This is a genomic window from Rhodoblastus acidophilus, from assembly GCF_009720655.1.
In the GTDB taxonomy this organism is placed as follows: Bacteria; Pseudomonadota; Alphaproteobacteria; order Rhizobiales; family Beijerinckiaceae; genus Rhodoblastus; species Rhodoblastus acidophilus_A.
In genome coordinates, this window is record NZ_WNKS01000014.1 from 87,918 (window position 1) to 110,735 (window position 22,818).

Sequence of the window (22,818 nt, forward strand, 5' to 3'; positions counted from 1 at the left end):
CTCTCCCGGCAAAAGCGGGGCGAGAGCGCAGGTCGAGGCTTTCACGAACCATCTGGCGTTCAGTCTTTATCTTCGGGCTCGAGCCTGTGCCCCTCGAGCTTGCGCGCATCCTGTTCGCGGCGCGCGACGGAGAGAGTTTTCTCCGCCTTGCTCAGCCCGTGCTTGACCCGATTGGCCTCGGCATCGCTCGCGCGCGCGTCGCGGTCGCGGCGTTTGCGCGCCTGCCGGAGGTTGACCACCTCGCCCATCAGGTTTTCTTGCGGAACGCGTCGATGGAGACGATTTTGGCGCCCTCGTCGCCGGCCTTCTCGTCGGCTTCCGCGGGTTCGTCAGACTTTTCCGCTGCCGTCGCCTTCGACTCCGCGCCGCGCGGCTTCTCGGCCTCGCGGGGGACCGGGCGGGGCGGATTGGCCACCGGACCGAACTCGATCGCCTCTTCGTCCGAATCGTCGTCTTCGTCGCCCTCGGCCTGGGCCTCGAACTTCAGCCCGAATTGCACGGAGGGGTCGTAAAAGCCGGCGATGGCCTCGAACGGCACGATGAGCCGCTCCGGCACATTCTTGAAGTGCAGGCCGACCTCGAACCCGATCTCATCGACCTTCAGATCCCAGAACTGGTACTGGAGGATGATGGTCATCTCTTCCGGATATTGCTCGCGCAACCGGTTGGACAGTTTTACGCCCGGGGCGTGCGTGCGGAACGTGATGTAAAAATGATGGTCTCCGGGCAACCCGTCACGGGCGGCGTCGGCCAGCACTTTTCGCACGACGCCGCGCAGGGCGTCCTGAACCTGAAGATCGTAGCGTATCAAATCCTTCGACATGCCCGCCTTGCCGCGCCTGAAAAGAAGTGGAGGCTTCTGTTGCCAGGCGCCTCCGGGCCCCGCCTGAAGCGGCTAAGCCTCAGGACTTCAATTTCGGTACTATCACCGCATTACGCGGCGACGGCCACCGGAGCATAGTTGTCGTTGGCAACTATAGGTTTGACCCGATAACGGCGGTATCATGCCGGGCAAAAGAACACCCTTTACACCCTCGTCTATCCTATTTCGCCCCCGCCGAAATCCATCTTTCTCAAGGCGCAAGACAAGCTTGCGCATGGACTTGGGTGGAGGCGCCGGGTACCGCCCCCGGGTCCGATAGGCTTATTTCGATGACCATTTATCGCCATAGCCGTCCGAGGACGGCGAACTGAATATAGGGGAGCCGGTTGCGCCGCGAAAGGGGAAAAACGCGGCGCCCGCGTCTTGCGCAGGCGGCCGCGCCCGCCCAAGGTCGCGCCAGAGCGTTTTCGAGCGAAGTGGATACCGGTTCGCGTGAAGAAAACGCGTTAAAGAAAAATACTGGAGCCCGTTCGGTGAACTGGAGTTCACCGAGCGGGCTCCAAGTCGCGCGGCGCGGCGGCTTCCGTCGCGATTTCGTCAAGCCGCGCGCCTAGTTTCCACTGGCAATGCGAACAAGACAGGCGACAAGATGAAGATTGAGACCATCGGCGTGATCGGCGCCGGCGTGATGGGGGCGGGCATCGCCCAGGCCTTTGCGACCAGCGGCTTTCCCGTGCTGCTGCGCGACATTTCCCAGGCCGCGCTCGACCGCGGGCTGGCCACGATCACGACCAGCCTGTCGCGCCTCGTCGCCAAGGAAAAGCTCACGCAAGCCGAGGTGGACGCGGCGCTGGCGCGCATCACGCCCACGCTGACGCTCGAGGATTTTCATGATCGCGACCTGATCGTCGAGGCGGTCGTGGAAAAATTCGAGGTCAAGAAGGCGATCGTGGCCGATCTTGACCGCATCTGTTCGGACCAGGCGATTTTCGCCAGCAACACCTCCTCCCTGTCGCTGACCAGGATCGCCGCCGCCTCGAAGCATCCGGGGCGCGTCATCGGCATGCACTTCTTCAATCCGGTGGCGATGATGCAACTGGTCGAAGTGATCCGCGCCATCCAGACCACCGACGCCGTCAACGCCGCCGTGGTCGAGACGGTCGCCAGGCTCGGCAAGGAGGCCAAGGTTGCGCGCGATTCCTACGGCTTCGTCGTCAATCGCGTGCTGATCCCCATGATCAACGAGGCGATCAATTGCGTCTATGAGACTGTGGCGACGCCGGAAGACGTGGACGCCATGATGAAGCTTGGCGCCGCCCACCCCATGGGCCCGCTGGCGCTCGGCGACCTGATCGGCCTGGACATCGTTTTGGATGTGATGGAGGTGCTGTACGAAGGGTTTGCGGACCCGAAGTATCGCCCCAGCCCGCTCTTGAAACAAATGTGCGACGCGGGTTATCTCGGCCGCAAGACCGGGCGCGGCTTCTTCAGCTATTGAGCGGCATGGACCCGGGTTCGCCCGGAGTCCGCCATGCAGAACCGCCATCCCGAATATCAATATCTTGACCTGCTGCAACAGGTGCTTGAGCATGGCGACAAGCGCGTCGACCGCACGGGGGTCGGCACCCTCTCCGTGTTCGGCGCGCTCACCCGGTTCGATGTCGGCGCCGCCGCGCCGATCCTGACGACCAAGCGGGTGTTCTGGAAGACCGCTGTCAAGGAAATGCTGTGGTTCCTGACCGGCGACACCAACATCCAGCCGCTGCTCAAGGACAATGTGCGGATCTGGTCGGATTGGCCGCTGGCCCGCTATCGCCGGGAGACCGGCGATCCGGTCAGCCAGCAGGCTTTTGAGGACCGAATCGTCGCGGACGACGCCTTCGCGCAAAAATGGGGCGATCTCGGCCCGGTCTATGGCAAGCAATGGCGGCGCTGGCGCGGCCCCGACGGCCGCGAGCACGACCAGATCGCCGGCGTCATCGACGCCCTGAAGAACAACCCGTCAAGCCGCCGCATCCTGTTCCACGGCTGGAACGTCGCCGAAATCGACCAGATGGCGCTGCCGCCGTGCCACATGGTCTATCAGTTCCACGTCAGCAAGGACCGGCTGTCCTGCATGATGTTGCAGCGCTCGGTGGACCTGTTTTTGGGATGCCCGTTCAACTGGGCGGGCGCCGTGGCCTTGCAAGCCATGATCGCCCAGCAATGCGACCTCGAACTTGGCGAGTTCATCTGGGTCGGCGGCGACGTGCATCTCTATCTCAACCAGTTCGACCAGGCGCGGCTGCAACTGTACCGCGAGCCCCGGCCGATGCCCAGGCTGCGCCTGAAGCGCAAGCCGTCGTCGATCGACGGCTATCGCATCGAGGATTTCGAGGTCGAGGGCTATGACCCGCATCCGCATATCGCGGCGGAGGTCGCCGTCTGATCCTTGGTGGCGACTCATGCGCTTCTGATCTAAAATTCGCATCCCCCACCGCGAACGTATCCCGGAACTTTCTCGTGTCGACGCCAGCAATCCCGCGCCATGCCTTCCGTCCGCCGCACATGCGCGGGGCTTCGGCATGAATGGTGTCCCCAGCGATCTGCCGATCACCATCGTCGCCGCCGTCGCCCGCAACGGCGCGCTGGGTTTCCGCAACGCCATACCCTGGCGGGCGCCGAGCGATCTCAAACGCTTCAAGGAGATCACCTGGGGGCGCCCGCTGATCATGGGCCGCAAGACTTTTGAGTCGATCGGCAAGCCGCTGCCGGGCCGCGAAACCGTCGTCGTGACACGAGACCCGAATTTTTTCGGCGGCGAACCACCCGCCCGCGCCCATCTCGCCGGCGATTTCGAATCGGCGGTGGCGCTCGCCAACGACATCGGCAGGAGCCTGCACTGCGCCGAGATCATCGTGGCCGGCGGCGCCGCGTTTTTTCGACGCGCCCTGCCGCTCGCCCGCTTTCTTCGGCTCACCCGCGTCGATTGCGAACCGCAGGCCGACGTGTTCTTTCCCGACGTCGATTGGCGGCAGTGGACCGAATTGCGCCGCGAAACACCGCCGCGCGGCGAAAAGGACGAGGCCGACCTCGAATATGTCGACTACAGGCGGGTCTGATACGGTTTCCGCAAGATCGCTTCGCGATCCGCGAAAACGAAATCGCGCGGAAATCCTTCAGGCGAAGGGCGGATTTCCGCGCGAGCGGAATACGATTTCCGAACTGATCCTTCGGAAATCGTATGACGGATAGGGGCGGGAGCAGGGGCATGGCCGATCCGCACGTCGGATTTTTTTGCAAGTCCTATGCGTTCGACTTCAAGCATTTGCGGGGGATGCTGGAGTCCTTCGCCGCGCACAACCCGGACAACCTGCCCCTGACCCTGTCCCTGCCGTCCCGCGACATCAAACCGTTTCTGGTCCTGCTCGGCGCGCCAAAAAACGTGACGATCGTGGCGGACGAGGACTATTGCGGCTTCGACCTCTCCGCGCTGCCCGGCTGGTATGCGCAGCAGGTGTGCAAGCTCGCCTCCTGGCGCGCGACCGGGCTCGATCACCATGCCGTGCTGGATTCCGACAGCTATTTTATTGCCGACGTGACCAGGGCGGACCTCACGCCGCCACCGGGCAAGACGGCGATCGTCTGGGGCTCCGGGGTGCGCACCGTGCTGGAGCCCAGCGGGAGCGAGCGGCTGCTGGCCTATGTCAGGGACGGCTGGACGCCCGGCCCCCAAGATTTCCCGCCCGTTCGTCCACAGCCCCGGCTCGATTTTTCCCAGCTTCACGCCATCCGCTCGCTGAGCCAGGAGCAGATGTCGCTTGAGGCGCGCAGCGGCGCGATTTACAAGTTTTTTGGCGCAAAACAGTGGTTTTTCTACCAGCCAGGACAAATTTTCGCGCGAAAAATACTTGTTGAATTCGAACGCTGCATGGCGTCCGGCGATCTCGACCTCGTCGAAACCATCAAAATCGCGCCATGGGAGTACAATTGGTATGGCGAATACGCCGCCGCCTACCATTCCGCCGAAACGGACTTCCGCGTCTCTCCGGTGTTCCATGTCGCCAACAAGGAGGCGGCGCGATCGGCGGCGGACCAGGGCTTGACCGAAGCGGTGCTGGCGCGCAGGTTTAAATGGGTGCAAATGGCTTCGCGCCACCTGGACCTCCTCAAACTTTGACGCCAGATGCGTCGTTTCTGGAGAGGGCATGAATCCCGCGGATTTCAGAATCCACATGCGGCTGCTCTGCGCCAATCCGCCGGTGCTGCTGACCTCAACGACCAATCTCGTCAACATTCCCGGAGACAGTGGGCACGACTCCCTGTCGGTTTTCGCAGAGCTCCTGGGCGACGAAAAACCCTACTTCCTGATCCAGCCCACCTGGCATTTCGCGGATGTCGCCAAAAACGACACCTATCGCGCCATTCTCACACGGGCGCTCGCCAGCCATGGACCCGGCCATGTGATCATCCTCATCGCCGAAGCCGAGGACGCTCGCGTGGCCCACGCGCTTGGCCTCGACTGGTGGAACGTTCATCACAACGCCCTGGTCGATGAAACCGTGTTCACACCGGGCGCCGGCGCGAAACAGTTCACCGCGCTCTACAACGCGCGCTTCGACGCCTTCAAGAACCACCACCTCGCCAAGTCGGTCGACAATCTCGCCCTGCTGTTCAGCGAGGCGCACTCGGCGCATGACGCGGCCCGCGTGGAGCGGATGCTCACCTATGCGCATTTCATCAATGGTAGCGCGACGGATCCGGCGCGCTACCGGCGTCTTTCGCCGCGGGAAACCGCCGAGATCATCCGCAAGGCGCGGGTCGGGCTGTGCCTCTCGTTCGTCGAAGGCGCAAATTACGCCTCGATTGAATATCTCCTGTGCGGCGTGCCGGTCGTCAGCGTGCCCAACAAGGGCGGGCGTGACGAATTCGCCGACCCCGCTTGGTGGCGCGTCTGCGAACCCACGCCGGAGGCCGTGGCGCGGGCGGTCCGCGAGATGGCGGAGCGGCGCATCGATCCGCACATGATCGCCAAAGGGGTGCGGCTGCGAATCGCCGAGCATCGGCGCAGGCTCATCGACTTGATGCGGCGCATTCAGCAACAGGCCGGAGCGCCGCCAGACTGGTCGACCGACTGGAGTTTTTTGCGCGGCGACGCGTTCGGCGGCATGGCCCATCAAAGTTTTGCTCAGGTGATCGCCATGTTGCGCCGGGTCAGGCAAGGCTGATGGCGCCGTCCGGGCGCCAATGACGGCGCCGCAAGGAAATCTCAAGATTTCGGACGCATCCTCCCCCCATGACCGCCGTATTTGGACGACGCAATCGCGCCCCCACGCCCGCCCTCAAGCCCGCGCCGTCGCGCGCCGAACTGGCGCTGACGCCGGAGCAGCGCGCCTATCTGTTCGCCGGCGACCAGCCGCAGGCGTCCGAGCGGACTTCGGCCGGCGCCGAGGCGGCGCCGCGCCTGAACCGCCGCGCCGGACTGATCGCCTGCGCCGCCCTGACGGCGGTTACGGTCGCGCTTGGCTCCATCGGCAAGCATGACGTCGCGCTCCTGGGCATGCCGAGCGCGATGGAGCCGATGAGCCAGGATTTCCTCGCCTTGATCGGCCCCAACGCCGCAGCCTTCGTCCTGGCCTGGACTGTCGTGATCACCTTCCTCAATTTCAGCGCCAATCTCTGGCTGACTCGAAAACTCGCCGGCGCGTTCAGCCTTCGCAACCTTCCCGCCTATGCGGGCGTTGGCGCGAGCATCGGATGGGGCATGGCCTGGCTCGCCGAAGCGCTCGGCCTCGGCGCCTCCGAGATCGGCTTGGGAATGGAGGCGCTCGCCGGCGCCGGCCTGTCAGGGTTTTACCGTTTGCTGTCCGGGCCAGCCCGGCTGTAACCCGCCGGGCCGGGTGAACGCACGGGCCAGCATGAGCGCGGAGTCGAGCGCCGAGCGCAGCAGCAGCAACATGCCGCCGAGCGCGTCGTGAGGGAAGGGCTGGCCGTGCGCCGTGGCCTCCGCGCGCATGGCGTCGAACTCGGCGATCGCGAAAAGGATATCCACCAGCGCGCGTTCAAGATGTTCGCAAATCGGTCGCTCGCAGTTCATTCGTGCTTTTTCTCCATGACGACGCGAATGCCAGCGTCTCGCTTTTTCAAGGCCTTAGCCCATCGGAACGGAGCTGAAGGGCCGCGCTGGCGTGACGGTGTGATCGGGACGTTACGCTCGGGTCATACGAAGCGGTGTCTTACCGGCGCTTGACGAAATTCGCGCGCATTTCAGCGATTTTTGACCATAAGTCGCGCCGCCGCGTCGAGCTCTTCCCGAGCCAGCCGCGCGCGTCGGACGACGGCGTCCGGCGCGGCGCGGCCAGCGAAAACGGTGGAAATGCCGCTTGGGCATTGCGGAAACAATGGCCGCGCGCTATCGAAACCTCATGTCCGCACCCCCTCCCACCGCCTTCGTCAATGCGAGCCTTGTCGATCCCGAGACCGGCGTGGAATCGCGCGGCGGCCTGCTGGTGGAGGACGGCCGCATCCTCGATTTCGGCGAAAAAATCGCGTCCGGCGCCTTTTCGCGCGACATTGGCGTCATCGATTGCGCCGGCAACGTGTTGTCCCCCGGCCTGATCGACCTGCGCGCCTATCTCGGCGAGCCCGGCGGCGAGCACCGCGAATCCATCGCCACGGCGACGGCGGCGGCGGCGGCCGGCGGGGTCACGACCATCGTCGCCAGCCCGGAAACCAGCCCGGTCACCGACGACCCCGCCGTCGTGGATTTTTTGAAACGCCGCGCCCGAGACCATGGCCGCGTCCGTGTCCTTCCCGCCGCCGCGATCTCCAAGGGGTTGGAGGGGAAAGAAATTTCCGAATTCGGCCTGCTGCGCGAAGCCGGCGCGGTCGCCTTCACCGACGGCTCCCATTCGATCCGCAACAGCCAGACTCTGCGCCGCGCGCTCACCTATGCCCGCGATTTCGACGCGCTGATCGTGCATTTCCCCGAGGATCGCGATCTCGCCGGCGCCGGCGTGATGAACGCGGGCGAACTGGCGACGCGGCTCGGCCTTTCCGGCGCCCCGCGCGAGGCCGAGGCCATTGCGCTCGACCGCGACATCCGTCTGGTGCGCATGACCGGCGCCCGTTATTGCGCCGCGCCGATTTCGACCACGCTGGCGCTCGACTCCATCGCCAAGGCCAAGGCGGAAGGCCTGCCGGTGTCCTGCGGCGTCACCATCAACCATTTGACGCTCAACGAAAATGACATCGGCGACTACCGCACCTTTTTAAAGGTGAAGCCGCCGCTGCGCCGCGAGGAGGAGCGTCTCGCCCTGGTCGAGGCGCTCGCCAGCGGCCTCATCGACATCATTTTTTCGGATCACGACCCGCAGGACGTCGAGACCAAGCGCCTGCCGTTCGCCGAGGCCGATTTCGGCGCGGTCGGCCTGGAAACCCTGCTTCCGGCCGCCTTGCGCCTCGTCCACGCCGGCGCCGTATCTCTGCCCCAGGTCTTGCGGGCCATGACCGCCCGTCCCGCGGACATTCTCCGGTTGCCGCAGGGCCGCCTGAAAAAGGGCGCCCCGGCCGACCTGATCGTGTTCGACCCGGACGAGCCCTTTGTTCTCAACAAGGACAGTCTCAAGTCGCGTTGCAAGAACACGCCCTTCGACGAGGCGCGTTTGCAGGGCGTGGTGAAGATCACCATGGTCGCGGGCGCCGTGGTCCATGGCAAGGATGCGAGGATTTTTTCATGAGCGGCGTCATCCTGCTGGCGGGGGCGGCGGTCGCCGGCTATCTGCTGGGCTCCATCCCCTTCGGCCTGCTGCTGACCAAGGCAGCGGGCCTCGGCGACGTGCGCGACATCGGCTCCGGCAATATCGGCGCGACCAATGTCTTGCGGACCGGGCGAAAAGACATCGCCGCCGCCACCCTGGTGCTCGACGCGCTAAAAGCCACCGCCGCCGCGCTGCTTTTCGCCCCGTTTTCACCGGATGCCGCGGTCGTCGCCGGCTTTTTCGCCTTTCTCGGGCACATTTTCCCGGTCTGGCTGAAATTCAAGGGCGGCAAGGGCGTCGCGACCTATATCGGCTCGCTGTTGGGCGTCGCCTGGCCGGCGGGCCTCGCCTTCGCCGCGATCTGGCTGGCCACGGCCAAGCTCAGCCGCTATTCCTCGCTTTCAGCCCTCGTCGCCAGCGCGGCCTCGCCGCTGGTCTTGCTGGCGATGGGCCAAAAGCTCGCGGCGGGCGCGGCCTTGGTCATGACCGCGATTCTCTGGGCCAAGCACAGCGAGAACATCGCGCGCCTGCGCGCCGGAACCGAAGGGCGCATCGGCCAGAAATGAAGGCGGCGGTCCTCACGGACGAACAGAGGCTGGACTGGCTCCAGCTGATTCGTTGCGAGAACATCGGGCCGCGCAGTTTCCATAAATTGATGCTTCGCCATGGTTCGGCGGCGGCGGCGCTGGCGGCGCTGCCGGCGCTGATTCGCCAGGGGGCAGGGCGAAAGATCGCCATCGCCTCGCGCGACTCCTGCGCGCGCGAACTGGCGGCGGCGCAAAAACTCGGCGCCCGCTACATCGCGCTCGGCGAGCCCGATTACCCGCAAGGCCTCGTCCACATCGACGCGCCGCCGCCGCTGATTTGCCTGCGCGGCGACCCCGGTGTTTTCGCGCGGCCCATTGTCGCGGTGGTGGGCGCCAGGAACGCCTCCGGCGCCGGGCTGGCCTTCACCGAGCGCCTGACCCGGGGATTTGGCGCGGCCGGTTTCGCCGTGGTCTCGGGCCTCGCCCGAGGCATCGATTCGTGCGCGCATAAAACCGCGCTGGCGAGCGGAACCATTGGCGTGCTCGCGGGCGGGCTCGACCGGCCTTATCCGCCCGAAAACCTCGGCTTGATCGAGGCCGTGGCGACGCGTGGCGCGCTGCTTTCGGAAATGCCGCTCGGCTGCGAGCCGCGCGGGCGGGATTTTCCCCGCCGCAACCGTCTGGTCTCCGGTCTGGCGCTGGGCGTGGTGGTCGTCGAGGCCGAGCGGCGCTCGGGCACGCTGATCACGGCGCGCTTCGCCCGCGAACAGGGCCGCGAGCTGTTCGCCGTGCCGGGATCGCCGCTCGACCCGCGCGCGGAAGGGACCAATGATCTGCTGGCCGAGGGCGCCTTCATGTGCCGGAGCGCGGCGGATGTGGTGGACAGACTGGCGCCGCTGGCGCGTCGGGGCGCGGCGAGCTACGGCATGCTGGCCGAACCCGGGGCCGGCTACATCCATGAGGCCCTGTGGGACGAATACGACGACGACGCGCCGTTCGTGGAGTCCCAGGGCGCCGAGACGCGGCCGATCGGGATTGCGGCGGCGCCCCTTGCCGAAAAACCGGCGCCCGCGCCCATCGAACAGATTTTGGGTCCGACGCCGCTGTCCGTGGACGAACTCGCCCGCGTATCCGGCTGGACGCCGGCGGAGATTCGCATGCGTCTTCAGGAGCTTGAACTGGAAGACCGCATCGAGCGCCACAGCGGCGACCGCGTGTCGCTGCGCCAGCGCCCTTAATCGTCGGCGCTGTCGGCATCCTCGCTCTGGCGCGATTGCAACTCCGCCTCGACCCTCGCCATGTTCAGCAGATAGGTGAGGAGGTCCAGCCGCGCCTCGCCGGCCATGGCCGCCAGCGCGCCGACCATGTCGGCGATATAGCGCGCGGTGTCTTCCGCGCAGCCGACGAGGTCGGGATCGCTTTCGGGCTCGTCATAGCGCAGGTCCGCCTCCCCGGCGGCCAGGTCCTGATGGGCGTTCTCCTCAATGGGAGCGGGTCGGGTTTGCGCTGATGTCGCGCGTTTGGATTTCTTGAACATGTCGCCTCAAGCCAGCCTTATGCTTGTTTCCGTAGCGCGTTCACGGGGAAACCACCTGCTTCCGCAACAATCGTTGTCTCCATGCGAGACACAACCAATGGTTGTTTACCATACGCTCAACGCCGTGCATGTGACAAACGATAATTTCCATTCATGCGGAAAGTTCCATCAGGTCGCGCCATTCCCCTAAGTTATAAGAATAACCAGTAATTATGGCGTCGTCGAGGAGGAACAGCGGACAGTTTTTCAACCTTTCGTCACCCGCGCCAAACGGTCGAGCGCCCCTTGCAGGATGTAAGCCGCGGCCATGCGGTCTACAACTTCCGCGCGTTTCGCCCGGCTGGCGTCCTGGGCGATGAGTTCGCGGGTGACCGCCGCTGTGGACAACCGCTCATCCCAGAAAACAAAGGGAATTTTCGCCATCGGCGCGGTCTGGCGGACGAACGCGCGGGTGGATTGCACGCGCGGGCCTTCGCTGCCATCCATGTTGAGCGGCAGACCGATGACGAAAGCAGCAACTCCATGATTGCGCGCAAGCTCGATCATCCGGGTCACATCCGCCGTGAATTTCGTCCGTCGGATCGTTTCGAGCGGCGAGGCCAGCCGTCGCTCGACGTCGGACAGGGCAAGACCGATGGTTTTTGTTCCCAGATCGATTCCCATCAGCCGCGCCTTTCCGGGCAGGCGGAGGCTGAGGTCTTCGAGGGTCAGGACGGGAACAAAGTTTTCTTCCATCGGGCGTTTCACTTGCGTCTCGAGGCGGGATAGACTTGCTCTATAGCAGAGGGGGACGCGATGAAACTGACCTGGCTCGGCCATTCGGCCTTTCGCCTCGATCTCGGCGCGGCGAAAATCCTCATCGACCCCTTTTTGCGCGGCAATCCCAATTTCAGTCTGGATTTCGACGAAGTCACCTCCGGCGTCACCCACATCGTCATCACCCACGGCCATGACGACCATATCGGCGACGCCGCCGAAATCGCCCAAAAACACGACGCGCAGGTGATCGCCAATTTTGAAATCTGCATGCACCTGAACGGGCTGGGCGTGGAAAACGTCAATCCCGGCAACACCGGCGGCGTGATTCCCACCGAACATTTTTCCGTGGCGCTGACGCCGGCGCTGCATTCCGCCGCCGCGACCATAGACGGAAAACTCACGGCGCTGGGCAATGCGAACGGCGTGGTGATTCTGCCGGCCAGCGGCCCGCGCGTCCATCATTTCGGCGACACCGCCATGTTTTCGGACATGGCGCTGACGCACGAGTTTTATAAGCCGCACATTGGCCTGATCCCGGTTGGCGGCCGTTTTACCATGGACGGGGCGACAGCCGCTCTGGCGACGCGCCGCTATTTCGACTTCAGCGACGTCATCCCCATGCATTACGGCACGTTTCCAATCATCGACCCGACGCCGGAGAGGTTTGTCGCGGCGATGCAGGGCGCCAAAACCCGCGTTCACACGCCAAAACTCGGCGAAACCTTGACTTTTTGAGGCCGGGCCATGCGCATTCTGCTCCTCGTCGCCCTCATGCTCACCGGCGCGGCCCGTGCGGAGCAGGCCCTTCCCAGGGAAGGCGAAGCCGGCTGCGCCAGCCCGGTGGCGGCCAACGACACCGCCGCGAGCCTGAAAAAACGCTTCGGCGCCGAAGCCAAAATCACCCGCGTTTCCGGGGCCGAAGGCGAATCGCTGAAAGCCCTGGCGCTGTTTCCCAAAGACCCGGCGCGGCGGATCGAAATAATCTTCTCCGATGACAAGCTGACGACGGTTTCGGGCTATCGACTGCCGGAGCAGGGCGGCAAATGGACGGTGGCCGGGCTCGCCCCGGGCGCGGATGTCGCGACGGTTGAGGCCGCCAACGGCAAGCCTTTCGAGGTGAGCGGGTTTGACTGGGATTACGGCGGCTATATCGAGGATTTTCATGGCGGCAAGCTTGCGAAACTTCCGGGCGGCTGCACGCTGTCGATCCGTTTCGCCGTGGAGGGCGACCTGCCCAACGGCATGAGCGGCGACGGCGTCAAGATCGCCTCCACCGACAAGCGCCTGCGCGCGGCCGGCGCAAAAGTCTCTGCGATCATGGTCAACTTCCCCGCCCGCCCATGATTGCGCGGCGCGAGAGCGGGCTGTATAGCCAATCCGTCCTGTTTGGCTACGGAGTCCGAAAATGTCGGTCGATCTGGCGACGGTGCGGCGCATCGCCCACCTGGCGCGCATCAGCGTAAGCGAGGATGAGGCCCCGCACCTGCAAAACGAGCTCAACGCCATTCTCGGCTTCGTCGAGGAACTGAACAGCGTTGACGTTGACGGCGTCGAGCCCATGACCTCCGTGCTGCCGATGCGCATGAAGAAGCGGGTGGACGAAATCACCGACGGCTACATCCAGCAAAAAGTGCTCGCCAACGCGCCCGCCCGCGAGGACGGTTTTTTTGTCGTGCCCAAAGTCATCGAATAGGTTTTCGAAATGACCGATCTGACCCGCCTGACCCTGGCGCAAGCGCGCGACGGCCTCAAGGCGAAGCGTTTCACCTCCGTCGAACTGACGCAGGCCCATGTCGACGCCGTCGCGAAAGCGCGCTCGCTCAACGCCTATATTGTGGAGACGCCGGAAAAGGCGCTCGACATGGCCAAGGCCTCCGACGCGAAACTGGCGAAAGGCGAGGGCGGCGCGCTCGAAGGCCTGCCGCTGGGCATCAAGGATTTGTATTGCACCGAGGGCGTGCAGACCACCGCCGCCAGCCACATTCTCGAAGGGTTTGTCCCGCAATACGAATCGACCGTCACCACAAACCTGTGGCGCGACGGCGCGGTGATGCTGGGCAAACTCAATCTCGACGAATTCGCCATGGGCTCGTCGAACGAGACCTCTTACTTCGGCCCGGTGGTCTCGCCCTGGCGTCGGAAAAATTCGGACGCCAAAATCGTTCCCGGCGGCTCCTCGGGCGGGTCTTCCGCAGCGGTGGCCGCGCATCTGTGCCTGGGCGCCACCGCGACCGACACCGGCGGCTCGATCCGCCAGCCCGCAGCCTTCACCGGCACGGTCGGCATCAAGCCGACCTACGGCCGTTGCTCGCGCTGGGGCATCGTCGCCTTCGCCTCGTCGCTGGATCAGGCTGGCCCCATCGCCCGCACCGTGCGCGACGCGGCGATCATGCTGCGCTCCATGGCCGGCCACGATTTGAAAGACACGACGTCGGTCGACGCTCCCGTGCCCGATTACGAGCAGGCGGTGGGCGCCTCCGTCAAAGGCAAGGTGATCGGCATCCCGCGCGAATATCGCCTCGACGGCATGTCCGCCGAAATCGCGGCCTTGTGGGACCAGGGCGTAGCCTGGCTGAAGGCTGCGGGCGCGGAGATTCGCGAAATCTCGCTGCCGCACACCAAACACGCGTTGCCCGCCTATTACATCGTCGCGCCGGCGGAAGCGTCGTCAAACCTCGCCCGCTACGACGGCATCCGCTACGGCTTGCGAAAGACCGGCAAGGACATTGTCGATCTCTACGAGAAGACTCGCGCGGAAGGGTTTGGCAAGGAAGTGCGTCGCCGCATCATGATCGGCACTTACGTGCTGTCGGCCGGCTATTACGATGCTTATTATCTGCGCGCGCAAAAAATCCGCACGCTGATCAAGCGCGATTTCGATCTCGCCTACGCGTCCGGCGTGGACGCCATTTTGACGCCGGCCACCCCGTCGCCCGCCTTCGCCCAAGGGGAAAAGGGGTCGGCCGATCCCGTCGAAATGTACCTCAACGACGTCTTCACCGTGACGGTGAACATGGCGGGCCTGCCCGGCCTCGTCGTGCCCGCCGGCATGTCGTCGGACGGCCTGCCGCTCGGCCTGCAACTGATCGGCCGCCCCTTCGAGGAGGAAACCCTGTTTTCGCTGGGAGAGGCCATCGAGCAGGCGGCGCCGAAAATCGTGCTGCCCGAACCGTGGTGGGGCTGATGACCCCGGAAACACCGATGGCGGACGTGCGCCAGAGCATCGACGATCTCGACAACGAACTCGTCGTCCTGCTGGCGCGTCGCCAGCGCCAGATCGAGGCCGCCGCCCGCATCAAGCGCGCCAACGGCATTCCCGCGCTGGTGCCGGAGCGGGTGGACGAAGTCTTGAAAAATGTCGCCGCGCATGCGGAAAAGCAAAATCTCGATGGCGGTCTGGCGAAGTCGCTGTGGACCACCATCATCGACTGGTCGATCGCCTATGAAGAGCGCCTGATGCACGAGGCGGCCGAGAAGGATCGCACATGAACACGCCAGCCAAACACAAATTGATCGCGGGCGCGACCGGCGACTGGGAAGTTGTCATCGGTCTGGAAATCCACGCCCAGGTGACGAGCAAATCCAAACTGTTTTCCGGCGCCAGCACCGAATTCGGCGGCGAGCCCAACACCCACGTTTCGCTGGTGGACGCGGCCATGCCGGGCATGCTGCCGGTCATCAACGAAGAGTGCGTCAAGCAGGCAATCCGCACCGGCCTGGCGCTGAAGGCGCAGATCAACCATCGCTCGGTCTTCGACCGCAAAAACTATTTTTACCCGGACTTGCCGCAGGGCTATCAGATCAGCCAGTTCAAGCACCCCATCGTCGGCGAGGGCGAGGTGCTGGTCGATTTGTCGCCCACCGAGCAGATCAAGGTCGGCATCGAGCGCCTGCATCTCGAACAGGACGCCGGAAAATCGCTGCACGATCTCGGCGCCAACGACTCGCACGTGGACCTGAACCGCTCCGGCGTGGCGCTGATGGAAATCGTGTCGAAGCCGGACATGCGTTGCGCCGACGAGGCCAAGGCTTACGTTTCAAAACTGCGCACCATCCTGCGTTACGCCGGCACCTGTGACGGCAACATGGAGCAGGGGTCGCTGCGCGCCGACGTCAACGTGTCCGTGCGCAAGCCGGGCGATCCCTTGGGCACGCGCTGCGAAATCAAGAACGTTAATTCGATCCGCTTCATCGGTCAGGCCATCGAGGTCGAAGCGCGCCGCCAGATTGGCATTCTGGAGGACGGCGGCAAGATCGACCAGGAGACGCGGCTCTACGATCCGGCGAAAAGCGAGACGCGCTCGATGCGCTCCAAGGAGGAGGCGCACGACTACCGCTATTTCCCCGACCCCGACCTGTTGCCGCTCGAATTCGACGGCGCTTACGTCGATGAACTGGCCAAAGGTCTTCCTGAACTGCCCGACGAAAAGAAGGCCCGCTTCATCGCGCAATATGGGCTCACCCCCTATGACGCGGGCGTGCTGGTTCTTGAGCGCGCCTTCGGCGATTACTTTGAGGAAGCCGCCAAGGGCCGCGATTCAAAGCTCGTCGCCAACTGGGTGATCAACGAACTGTTCGGACGCCTCAACAAGGAAGGCAAGGGGATTGAAGACTCCCCCGTTTCGGCGGCGCAGATCGGCGGCATCGTCGACCTGATTTCGGCCAACACCATTTCGGGAAAGATCGCCAAGGACCTATTTGAAATCGTGTGGAGCGAAGGCGGCGATCCCGCGCAGATCGTCGAAGCGCGCGGCATGAAGCAGGTCACCGACACCGGCGCGATCGAAGCGGCGGTGGACGACATCATCGCCAAAAATCCCGACAAGGTGGAGCAGGCGAAAGCTAAGCCCACCATGCTCGGCTGGTTCGTCGGACAGGTGATGAAAGCGACGGGCGGCAAGGCCAATCCGCAAGCGGTGAACGATCTCCTGAAGAGCAAACTCGGCATCTGATTCGCCGCGCTGTTTGCGCGAAGAATCGGTGATCAAACAAGACGCGCGCTGTTTTCGGCGCGCGTTTTCAGTTTTCCCAAAAAAGTTTTCGCGCATGGCGACACATGCGAAGGAAGCGCCGAGCGCATGTGCGAAGCGCCGACTCCTGCGCGCGCGCGTGTGATCACCGTGCGCGCAATCTTGCGGCAGTCTCATGAAAATAAAAGTTTTTCGGCGGTGGCGCGCGGCGGAGGCTCCGATGCGCCGCGTGGGCGCCGACGTGGTCAAGGACAGTTGCGACATTGTAATTGTCATCGACGACATCGCGCTTGCGAACCAAGTCTTGCGCAAGTCTTGCCGCGCGGAAGACTTGCGCGCGGCGTGAACAGGTTTAGGCTCAATTTCGCCATTCCGGCCTGAAAGCGCCGGCCGCAAAGGGGGACTTGAGATGGCGCAAGCACCGAAATCGAAATCCGCCGCCGCCAAATCGCCGGCGAGCAAATCCGCGAAGGCTCCGGGGAAGACGAAGGCGCCTGAGGCGCCGGTCGAGACGAAGAAGGCGACGAAGACAACCACCGCCGCGCCCGCTGCGAAGAAGAGCGCGGAAAAGACGGGCAAGACCGCGGCGAAAGCGCCGGCGAAGAAGGCCGCGGCCAAGGCCCCTGCACCCAAGACCGTCGCGAAGACATCCGCCCCGAAAATTTCGCCGCCGCCAAAGGCTGAGGCCAAGATGACCAAGAAGGCCGCGACCAAGAAGGTCGCGACCAAGGCGCCCGTCGCGAAGCCCGCCGCCAAATCCGCTGAAAAGAAAGCCACCGCCACCAAACCTGCGGCGAAGAAGCCCGCCGAAAAGCCGGCCAAGCCCCCCAAGAGCGCGGCCAATCCGAAGAGCGTCGCGAGCCCGAAGAGCCGCGCCAGCCAGAACGCCCGAACCAAGGCGGCCGAGCCGACCAAGGCAAAACCCGCCGCCGCGAAAGCGGTAGCCAAATCCCCCGTCGCCAAGGCGCCCGCCGCGAAGCCGGCCGCCAAAAAGCCCGCGAAGTCCGCCGCCGCCAAATCGGACGCGGCGAAGTCGGACGCAGCCAAGCCCGCCAAGGCGCCCGCCGCGAAGAAGGCAAAGACGGAAGCCCCCGCGCGCACCGCCGCCGCGTCGCGCCGTGTCAGCAAGAAGGTGACGGAAGCCGCGCCGCCCCCGCCGAAACCCAAGGCGCCGCCGAAAGCCAAGGCGACCGCAAAGCCGAAGGTCACGCGCAAGCCGAAAGCGGCCGCGCCGACCGAAGCTCCATCCTCGGAAAATGAGGGCTGAGGTCACAGCCGAATATCCAGGGCGCGCCGCCGGCGCGCCCGGTTCTCTAGAGCCCGTTCACCGAATGGGCTCTAGTTTTTTGTTTCTACGCGTTTTCTTCACGCGAACCGGCATCCACTTCGCTTGAAAACGCTCTAAGAATAACAATTCATACGATTTCCGAAGGATCAGTTCGGAAATCGTATTCCGCTCGCGCGGAAATCCGCCCTTCGCCTGAAGGATTTCCGCGCGATTTCGTTTTCGCGGATCGCGAAGCGATCTTGCGGAAACCGTATCAGTAGCCCCTCACCCTGAGGAGCCTGCGGCGCAGGCGTCTCGAAGGGCGAGGGCGGTCCACGGGTTATTGTCAGCAGTCGCCCGCGCGCCGTCGGAAGATGCGCCGCTATTTCACCAGACACTGTTCGGCGAAGGTCCGCCACGTCAACCCGCCCGCTTGCCCGGCGAGCTTCATCGCCCGCCATTCCTCTCCGCAGGCGCGCATTTTCGCGCGTGACGCCGGGGGGAGATTGTAAGGCTGCAGGCTCTGCACATCGACATCGACCGGTTGCCGTTCGAGCGGCTGAGCCGGCGTTGTCGTCTCCGGGGGCCGCACCGGAGGTTTGGTTGCGGCGGCGGCAAGCCCGCACGCGACCATCGTGAGCATCAGCGCGCCAGAGACGTGATACGATTTCCGAACGATCAGTTCGGAAATGGTATTCCACTCGCGCGGACATCCGCCCTTCGGCTGGAGGATTTCCGCGCGATTTCGTTTTCGCGGATCGCGAAGCGATCTTGCGGAAACCGTATGACGATGTTTCATGCTTCCGTGATGCTCAGCGCCAGTGCGGCTTTGTGTTGGCGCGGATGGTGGCGGAGAGGGCGTCCGCCAAAGCATCCACGCGATGTGAGACCTTGCGAAGCAAATGCGCCGGAAAACGCACGAAACGCAAGGGGGCATCGGAAGTCATCCCACGTCCTTCACGCATGGTTTATGCTTTCGCAAGCAGAACGGCCGAAAACCGCGTTCAGGCCGGCCCGGCGAGAACGAGAAACAAGGACGCGCGCTGAAAACCTCAGGCTTCGCCTTCCGCCTTGGCGTTGGACGCCTTGCCTGACAGCAGGACGGCGATCCAGCGGCTTTCGGGGAAATGTTCGCACAGGGTCAGGCAGGCGATGGCGATGGGAACGCCGATGAACGTTCCCGGCAGCCCCCAGATAAAGCCCCAGAAGAACACCGAAAACAGCACGAGGAAGGGCGAGATCGTCAGGTTCTTTCCCGCCAGCAGAGGCTCCAGATAGCTGCCGATCAGGAACTGCAGGATGGCCAGGGTGACGAGCACGATGAGGGCCAGTTCCCACGATCCCGTTTGCGCCAGGGCGAACAGGGCCGGCAGCGTGGTTGCGACCAGCGGGCCGATGAAGGGAATGTAGTTCAGGGCGAAGGCGATCACGCCCCAGGCGGCGGCCAGCTCCAGGCCGATCAGGAAGGAAAATCCCCACACGACCAGGCCGGTGAGCAGGCTCGCCCAGGTGCGCACCAGCATGTAGCGCCTGAGCTTGCCGCCGATCTCGACGCCGGCGGCGATCAGCCTGCTTCCCGTCACCTCGCCGCCCACGGTCCGCAGGTTTTTCGAAAACGCCTCGGCTTCGAGCAGCCCCAAAGCGAGGAAGACGAACACCAGCAGCGAGAAGCCGACCAGGCTGTTCAGCCGCAAGGCGACCTGTTGCGACAGACGCAGCACCCAGACGACGTTGAACCGTTCCGAAATCAGCGTCGAAAGGAAAATGTCGTGTTGCTCCAGCCATTGCGCGCTGGCCGCGTAAAGGCCTTGCAGGCGATCGAAATTCCGGGTCAGCCAATGGGCGACCTGGCCTCCGCCCCAGGCGATCAATGAGGTCAGGGTGAAGACGATCACCAGCCCGACGACGACGGTGGCGATCAGCGCCACGGTCTTCGGCGCGCGCGTCTGCAGCGCCTTTTGCATGGGCCAGCTGATGGCGATGAAGAAAAACGCGAAGGCGACAGGCTCGAAAACCGCCGAGGCGAAATAGAGGGCGCCAATGACGATCGAGGCGATGATCAGCGCTGCGGCCAGGCGCAGGGGCGTGTTGGGCACGTCAGTCCTCCAAATCTTTTGCGTTCACGACTGCGGCAAAGAAAACGTCTTTTCCAATGGCGCGACGACTCTATCATCTTGAGGCGCGCTCAGCGCGCGGCCGCCGTCAAACCTTCTTCGATCCGACCGATCATATAGGGGAAGAACGGATTCGACGACATGCGCAGCAGCGCGTCCAGGCTGACGATCAGCGTTCCGCGCTCCCCGCGCGGCGCGATCGCGCCGAGGTTCAGGCCGAAGTCCTCGTCTTGGTCGGGCTGCAAGCCATAGAGCGAATCGCTCAACGGAAACGGCAGCGCGACATGCGACAGCGAAAACACGCCGGGCGGATAGGCCAGGCCCAGCGCGCGCGTTTGCTCCGTCTCGGCGCCGGCCTCGGTCACGCGCTCGGCGACCTCGCCGCTGTCGGGCGATGCGTTGGAGATGATCGTCGTCCTGAACGCGCGCGGCGGCGGCGTCAGCAGCCGCGACACCGTCGTGTTCGCGGCGATACGCAGCAACTGGCCGAATTTCGCGGTGCGGTTCAGGTCGAACAGCACGAGTTCGCTGCCGTTGGCCGGCAGGCGCGCGTAAAAATTGGTGATGATCGCGCGCGTCGACACGGTGAAGTCCATGATCGACTGGAAGGTGAGGACCGGCGCCAGCGCGTCGAGCCGTTTCTCGTCGGCGAGCCGCGCCACCTGCTCTTGCAGCACCTGGGTGACGAGATGGGACTGGCGCGCGCCGTTCACCGGAAACGAATTGTACTTGAAGGGATTGAACTCGGGCACGACGCCGAGCCACGCCGCCTTGGCGAAGGACGGAAACACGGCCGGCAGCGCCGCCAATCCGGCGAAACGCGCGAACTGGGTGATGCCGATCATCGGCGAAATCAGCACGAGCCGATCCGGCCGCGCCAGCTTGGGATCCTCGATGGCGTCGAGCCCATATTTCAGCGCGAGCGCGCCGCCGTTGGAAAAGCCCACGATGTGCAAGGGCAGAGGCGCGGCGACGCGTCGCCGCGCTTCCCGCACCGCCAACCGGGTCGCGGCGCTCCAGTCTTCCCAGGCGACATCGGTCAAGGCGGCGGGAACCGTGCCATGCGCCGGCAGACGAATCGCGATGACGAAATAGCCGCGGTCGCGATAGACGCGCGCGATATGGCGCAAACTGTAGGGCGAATCCGTCAGGCCGTGCAGGAGCACAACGGCGCCGGCTGGCGTCCCCTGCGGCTCCAGCGTGTAGGAGCGATTCCAATCCTGCTTGAAATGCCCGGGATAGACGGGGCTGTCCTTGAAATAGCGATTGATCGGGATCTGTTCGTCGGCGGGCAGTTCGTCCGTGACGTTTTTGCGAACCTCGGTGAAAGCCTCGTCTTCGGCCTTGAGATAAGCCGCCCAGTCGGCGCTGTCCAAGGCCTTGGCCTTGAGCTCATGCGGCGCAAACGTGTGCCAGAGCTCCAGCGGCGGGCCGCGTTGGCTGTCGTGGACGCGGACGCCGAGCAAGACGACGGCGATGACGGCGAGCAGCAGAATCGTTCGTTTCGCGAGCCGCGTCAGCCGCCCCGGCGACCTCTTGGAATCGACCTCCATGTCAGGCTCCACCGGCAGGAGCGCGATGAGCCCTCGGGCGACCTTGCTTCATCAACGCGCGTTCCTTCCTGCAGTCCTGCCGACGCGCGCACCATAAGCCGCGTTCGCTGCTAAACTCAACCGCCCTACGAAGAGCTGATCGGATTGCGGGTGTTGCGGATTGTCGCATTCGTGTAGAAGATCAAAGCTACGGGTTAGAGGAGCTGGGTCCGGCGCCGGGTCCAAAAAATCGTTTTAGATCAGAATGCCTGTTCCTCGTTTGTTGACACGGAGCCCGCATGGCGAAGAAGCCGACTCCTGAAGCCCAGGGTTCGCGCGAAAAAATTCTGGTCGATCTGGCGCTTCAGGGCGGCGGCTCGCATGGCGCGTTTACCTGGGGCGTGCTCGACCGTCTGCTCGAAGAACCCTGGTTGAAGATCGAGGCCATTTCCGGCACGTCCGCGGGGGCGATGAACGCCGCCATTCTCGTCAGCGGCTATGTGAAGGGCGGCGCGCCCGGCGCCCGCGCGGCGCTCGACGCCTATTGGGCGCGCGTAGCCGACGCCGCTCGTTTCAGCCCGATCCAGCGCTCGATGCTCGACCGGATGATGAACCGCTGGTCGCTCGACGCTTCGCCCGGCTATCTGATGATGGACCTGATGAGCCGGGTGGTCTCGCCCTACAACATCAACCCCTTCGGCCATAACCCGCTGCGCGCGATGCTCGAGGACAGCATCGACTTCGCCCATCTCAACGAGGCGGATATCAAACTGTTCATCACCGCGACCAATGTCCATACCGGGCGAGGCCGCGTGTTTCGCAACAAGGAGATCACGCCGGACGTCCTGCTCGCCTCGGCCTGCCTTCCCACCCTGTTCCAGGCGGTCGAGATCGACGGCGAGCCCTATTGGGATGGCGGCTACGCCGGCAATCCGACGATCACGCCGCTGGTGCGCGAGAGCGAGGCGCGCGACGTCATCCTGGTTCAGATCAATCCGCGCGAGCGTCGGACCACCCCGCGCACGGCGGCCGAAATCCTCGACCGGCTCAACGAGATTTCCTTCAATTCGCCGCTGATGAAGGAATTGCGCATGATCGCGCTGCTGCGGCAGGCGGCCGATCCTGGCGCGGGCGAGGGGCGCCGCTGGGCGGAGATGAACATGCATCGCATTCTCACTGACAAGCTCGCGGATTTCGGCGCCTCGTCCAAGCTCAATGCCGAAAAACCGTTCCTTGACCTTCTCAAGCAGGAAGGCCGCCGCGCCGCCGACGAATTCTTGCGGGTCCACGGCGGCGACCTCGGCAAAAAATCCACCGCCGATCTCGACATTCTCGCCATGGAGTGCTGACGGTCAGCTCGAAATCGTCGGCCTCCTTGGGTCATGTTTGGCGTTCTCGACGCGATTATCGCCCTACGCAGGATTTCCGAAAAGTGGCCACCGGCTTTCGGATGAAAATCCTACGAAAACAAAGGAACCTAAGCAAACATTCGCCGGCCGACCAACGAATGTTTGCTTAGCGGTGATTGTCCGTCCTCCGGTCTCAGACGC

The 22,818-nt window shown here is 64.2% G+C and carries 26 protein-coding genes and 1 other RNA gene; 18 read left to right on the forward strand and 9 right to left on the reverse strand.

What is annotated here, in order from left to right:
• Positions 1-59: 59 nt before the first annotated feature.
• The 3 genes from GJ654_RS14655 to ssrA all read right to left on the reverse strand — a co-directional run bounded on the left by GJ654_RS14655 (position 60) and on the right by ssrA (position 1,226).
• Complete coding sequence (locus tag GJ654_RS14655) at positions 60-248, reverse strand: DUF4169 family protein (RefSeq protein WP_155446915.1); 189 nt, start codon at positions 246-248, stop codon at positions 60-62.
• Entirely contained in the window at positions 248-823 is a 576-nt protein-coding gene (locus tag GJ654_RS14660) for an SspB family protein (protein WP_155446916.1), read from the reverse strand. The genes GJ654_RS14655 and GJ654_RS14660 overlap by 1 nt, the downstream gene beginning before the upstream one ends.
• A gap of 25 nt (positions 824-848) precedes the next feature.
• Positions 849-1,226: a transfer-messenger RNA gene (gene ssrA, locus GJ654_RS14665) on the reverse strand.
• Between the two features lie 246 nt (positions 1,227-1,472).
• Between ssrA and GJ654_RS14670 the strand changes: the two genes are divergently transcribed.
• The 6 genes from GJ654_RS14670 (at position 1,473) to GJ654_RS14695 (ending at position 6,689) form a co-directional block, all read left to right on the forward strand.
• The gene (locus GJ654_RS14670; RefSeq protein WP_155446917.1) at positions 1,473-2,321 is read left to right on the forward strand and encodes a 3-hydroxybutyryl-CoA dehydrogenase; all 849 of its coding nucleotides are present in this window, start codon (positions 1,473-1,475) and stop codon (positions 2,319-2,321) included.
• A 33-nt stretch (positions 2,322-2,354) separates the two neighbouring features.
• Entirely contained in the window at positions 2,355-3,251 is an 897-nt protein-coding gene (thyA, locus tag GJ654_RS14675) for a thymidylate synthase (RefSeq protein ID WP_155446918.1), read from the forward strand.
• A gap of 136 nt (positions 3,252-3,387) precedes the next feature.
• The gene (locus GJ654_RS14680; RefSeq protein WP_155446919.1) at positions 3,388-3,924 is read left to right on the forward strand and encodes a dihydrofolate reductase; all 537 of its coding nucleotides are present in this window, start codon (positions 3,388-3,390) and stop codon (positions 3,922-3,924) included.
• A 149-nt stretch (positions 3,925-4,073) separates the two neighbouring features.
• On the forward strand, positions 4,074-4,982 hold the full coding sequence (locus GJ654_RS14685) for a hypothetical protein (protein ID WP_155446920.1): 909 nt from the start codon (positions 4,074-4,076) through the stop codon (positions 4,980-4,982).
• 28 nt (positions 4,983-5,010) lie between these two features.
• Positions 5,011-6,030, forward strand: a complete 1,020-nt coding sequence (locus GJ654_RS14690; RefSeq protein ID WP_155446921.1) for a hypothetical protein — start codon at positions 5,011-5,013, stop codon at positions 6,028-6,030.
• 68 nt (positions 6,031-6,098) lie between these two features.
• Entirely contained in the window at positions 6,099-6,689 is a 591-nt protein-coding gene (locus GJ654_RS14695) for a hypothetical protein (RefSeq protein WP_155446922.1), read from the forward strand.
• Here the strand turns inward: GJ654_RS14695 and GJ654_RS14700 are convergent.
• Complete coding sequence (locus GJ654_RS14700) at positions 6,648-6,899, reverse strand: hypothetical protein (protein ID WP_155446923.1); 252 nt, start codon at positions 6,897-6,899, stop codon at positions 6,648-6,650. The genes GJ654_RS14695 and GJ654_RS14700 overlap by 42 nt on opposite strands.
• A 328-nt stretch (positions 6,900-7,227) precedes the next feature.
• On the opposite strand from GJ654_RS14700, the gene pyrC reads away from it, so the two are divergent.
• Genes pyrC through dprA form a run of 3 tightly spaced genes read left to right on the forward strand, consistent with a single transcriptional unit; the run spans position 7,228 to position 10,327 of the window.
• A complete protein-coding gene (gene pyrC / locus GJ654_RS14705) occupies positions 7,228-8,541 on the forward strand; it encodes a dihydroorotase (RefSeq protein ID WP_155446924.1) in 1,314 nt (437 codons plus the stop codon).
• Positions 8,538-9,128: a glycerol-3-phosphate 1-O-acyltransferase PlsY gene (gene plsY / locus GJ654_RS14710; RefSeq protein ID WP_155446925.1), complete on the forward strand. Its 591-nt coding sequence runs from the start codon at positions 8,538-8,540 to the stop codon at positions 9,126-9,128. Before pyrC ends, plsY begins: the two co-directional genes overlap by 4 nt.
• On the forward strand, positions 9,125-10,327 hold the full coding sequence (gene dprA, locus GJ654_RS14715; RefSeq protein ID WP_155446926.1) for a DNA-processing protein DprA: 1,203 nt from the start codon (positions 9,125-9,127) through the stop codon (positions 10,325-10,327). Before plsY ends, dprA begins: the two co-directional genes overlap by 4 nt.
• On the opposite strand, the gene GJ654_RS14720 is transcribed toward dprA, so the two are convergent.
• Together GJ654_RS14720 and ruvX are read right to left on the reverse strand one after the other, a co-directional pair.
• The gene (locus GJ654_RS14720; RefSeq protein WP_155446927.1) at positions 10,324-10,626 is read right to left on the reverse strand and encodes a hypothetical protein; all 303 of its coding nucleotides are present in this window, start codon (positions 10,624-10,626) and stop codon (positions 10,324-10,326) included. The genes dprA and GJ654_RS14720 overlap by 4 nt on opposite strands.
• Positions 10,627-10,872: 246 nt before the next feature.
• The gene (gene ruvX, locus GJ654_RS14725; RefSeq protein ID WP_155446951.1) at positions 10,873-11,361 is read right to left on the reverse strand and encodes a Holliday junction resolvase RuvX; all 489 of its coding nucleotides are present in this window, start codon (positions 11,359-11,361) and stop codon (positions 10,873-10,875) included.
• A gap of 60 nt (positions 11,362-11,421) precedes the next feature.
• On the opposite strand from ruvX, the gene GJ654_RS14730 reads away from it, so the two are divergent.
• The 8 genes from GJ654_RS14730 (at position 11,422) to GJ654_RS14760 (ending at position 17,622) form a co-directional block, all read left to right on the forward strand.
• Positions 11,422-12,120 (forward strand): metal-dependent hydrolase, encoded by a 699-nt coding sequence (locus GJ654_RS14730; protein ID WP_155446928.1) that lies wholly within the window; start codon positions 11,422-11,424, stop codon positions 12,118-12,120.
• Positions 12,121-12,129: 9 nt separating this feature from the next.
• The gene (locus GJ654_RS14735) at positions 12,130-12,729 is read left to right on the forward strand and encodes a hypothetical protein (protein WP_155446929.1); all 600 of its coding nucleotides are present in this window, start codon (positions 12,130-12,132) and stop codon (positions 12,727-12,729) included.
• Between the two features lie 61 nt (positions 12,730-12,790).
• Positions 12,791-13,078: an Asp-tRNA(Asn)/Glu-tRNA(Gln) amidotransferase subunit GatC gene (gatC, locus tag GJ654_RS14740; protein WP_155446930.1), complete on the forward strand. Its 288-nt coding sequence runs from the start codon at positions 12,791-12,793 to the stop codon at positions 13,076-13,078.
• A 9-nt stretch (positions 13,079-13,087) separates the two neighbouring features.
• Positions 13,088-14,569, forward strand: a complete 1,482-nt coding sequence (gatA, locus tag GJ654_RS14745; protein ID WP_155446931.1) for an Asp-tRNA(Asn)/Glu-tRNA(Gln) amidotransferase subunit GatA — start codon at positions 13,088-13,090, stop codon at positions 14,567-14,569.
• On the forward strand, positions 14,569-14,874 hold the full coding sequence (locus GJ654_RS14750; RefSeq protein WP_246664762.1) for a chorismate mutase: 306 nt from the start codon (positions 14,569-14,571) through the stop codon (positions 14,872-14,874). The genes gatA and GJ654_RS14750 overlap by 1 nt, the downstream gene beginning before the upstream one ends.
• Positions 14,871-16,337: an Asp-tRNA(Asn)/Glu-tRNA(Gln) amidotransferase subunit GatB gene (gatB, locus tag GJ654_RS14755; protein WP_155446932.1), complete on the forward strand. Its 1,467-nt coding sequence runs from the start codon at positions 14,871-14,873 to the stop codon at positions 16,335-16,337. Before GJ654_RS14750 ends, gatB begins: the two co-directional genes overlap by 4 nt.
• A 238-nt stretch (positions 16,338-16,575) precedes the next feature.
• On the forward strand, positions 16,576-16,701 hold the full coding sequence (locus tag GJ654_RS21505) for a hypothetical protein (RefSeq protein WP_264586230.1): 126 nt from the start codon (positions 16,576-16,578) through the stop codon (positions 16,699-16,701).
• Between the two features lie 63 nt (positions 16,702-16,764).
• The gene (locus GJ654_RS14760; protein WP_155446933.1) at positions 16,765-17,622 is read left to right on the forward strand and encodes a transcriptional regulator; all 858 of its coding nucleotides are present in this window, start codon (positions 16,765-16,767) and stop codon (positions 17,620-17,622) included.
• A 382-nt stretch (positions 17,623-18,004) separates the two neighbouring features.
• Here GJ654_RS14760 and GJ654_RS14765 read toward each other — a convergent pair whose 3' ends face one another.
• From GJ654_RS14765 to GJ654_RS14775, 3 genes are all read right to left on the reverse strand, one after another.
• Entirely contained in the window at positions 18,005-18,265 is a 261-nt protein-coding gene (locus GJ654_RS14765) for a hypothetical protein (RefSeq protein ID WP_155446934.1), read from the reverse strand.
• A 409-nt stretch (positions 18,266-18,674) separates the two neighbouring features.
• Positions 18,675-19,718: an AI-2E family transporter gene (locus GJ654_RS14770; protein ID WP_264586232.1), complete on the reverse strand. Its 1,044-nt coding sequence runs from the start codon at positions 19,716-19,718 to the stop codon at positions 18,675-18,677.
• 89 nt (positions 19,719-19,807) lie between these two features.
• Positions 19,808-21,289, reverse strand: coding sequence for an alpha/beta hydrolase (locus GJ654_RS14775; protein WP_155446935.1), 1,482 nt, complete (start codon positions 21,287-21,289; stop codon positions 19,808-19,810).
• Positions 21,290-21,567: 278 nt separating this feature from the next.
• On the opposite strand from GJ654_RS14775, the gene GJ654_RS14780 reads away from it, so the two are divergent.
• Positions 21,568-22,617: a patatin-like phospholipase family protein gene (locus tag GJ654_RS14780; protein WP_155446936.1), complete on the forward strand. Its 1,050-nt coding sequence runs from the start codon at positions 21,568-21,570 to the stop codon at positions 22,615-22,617.
• Positions 22,618-22,818: the final 201 nt, after the last annotated feature.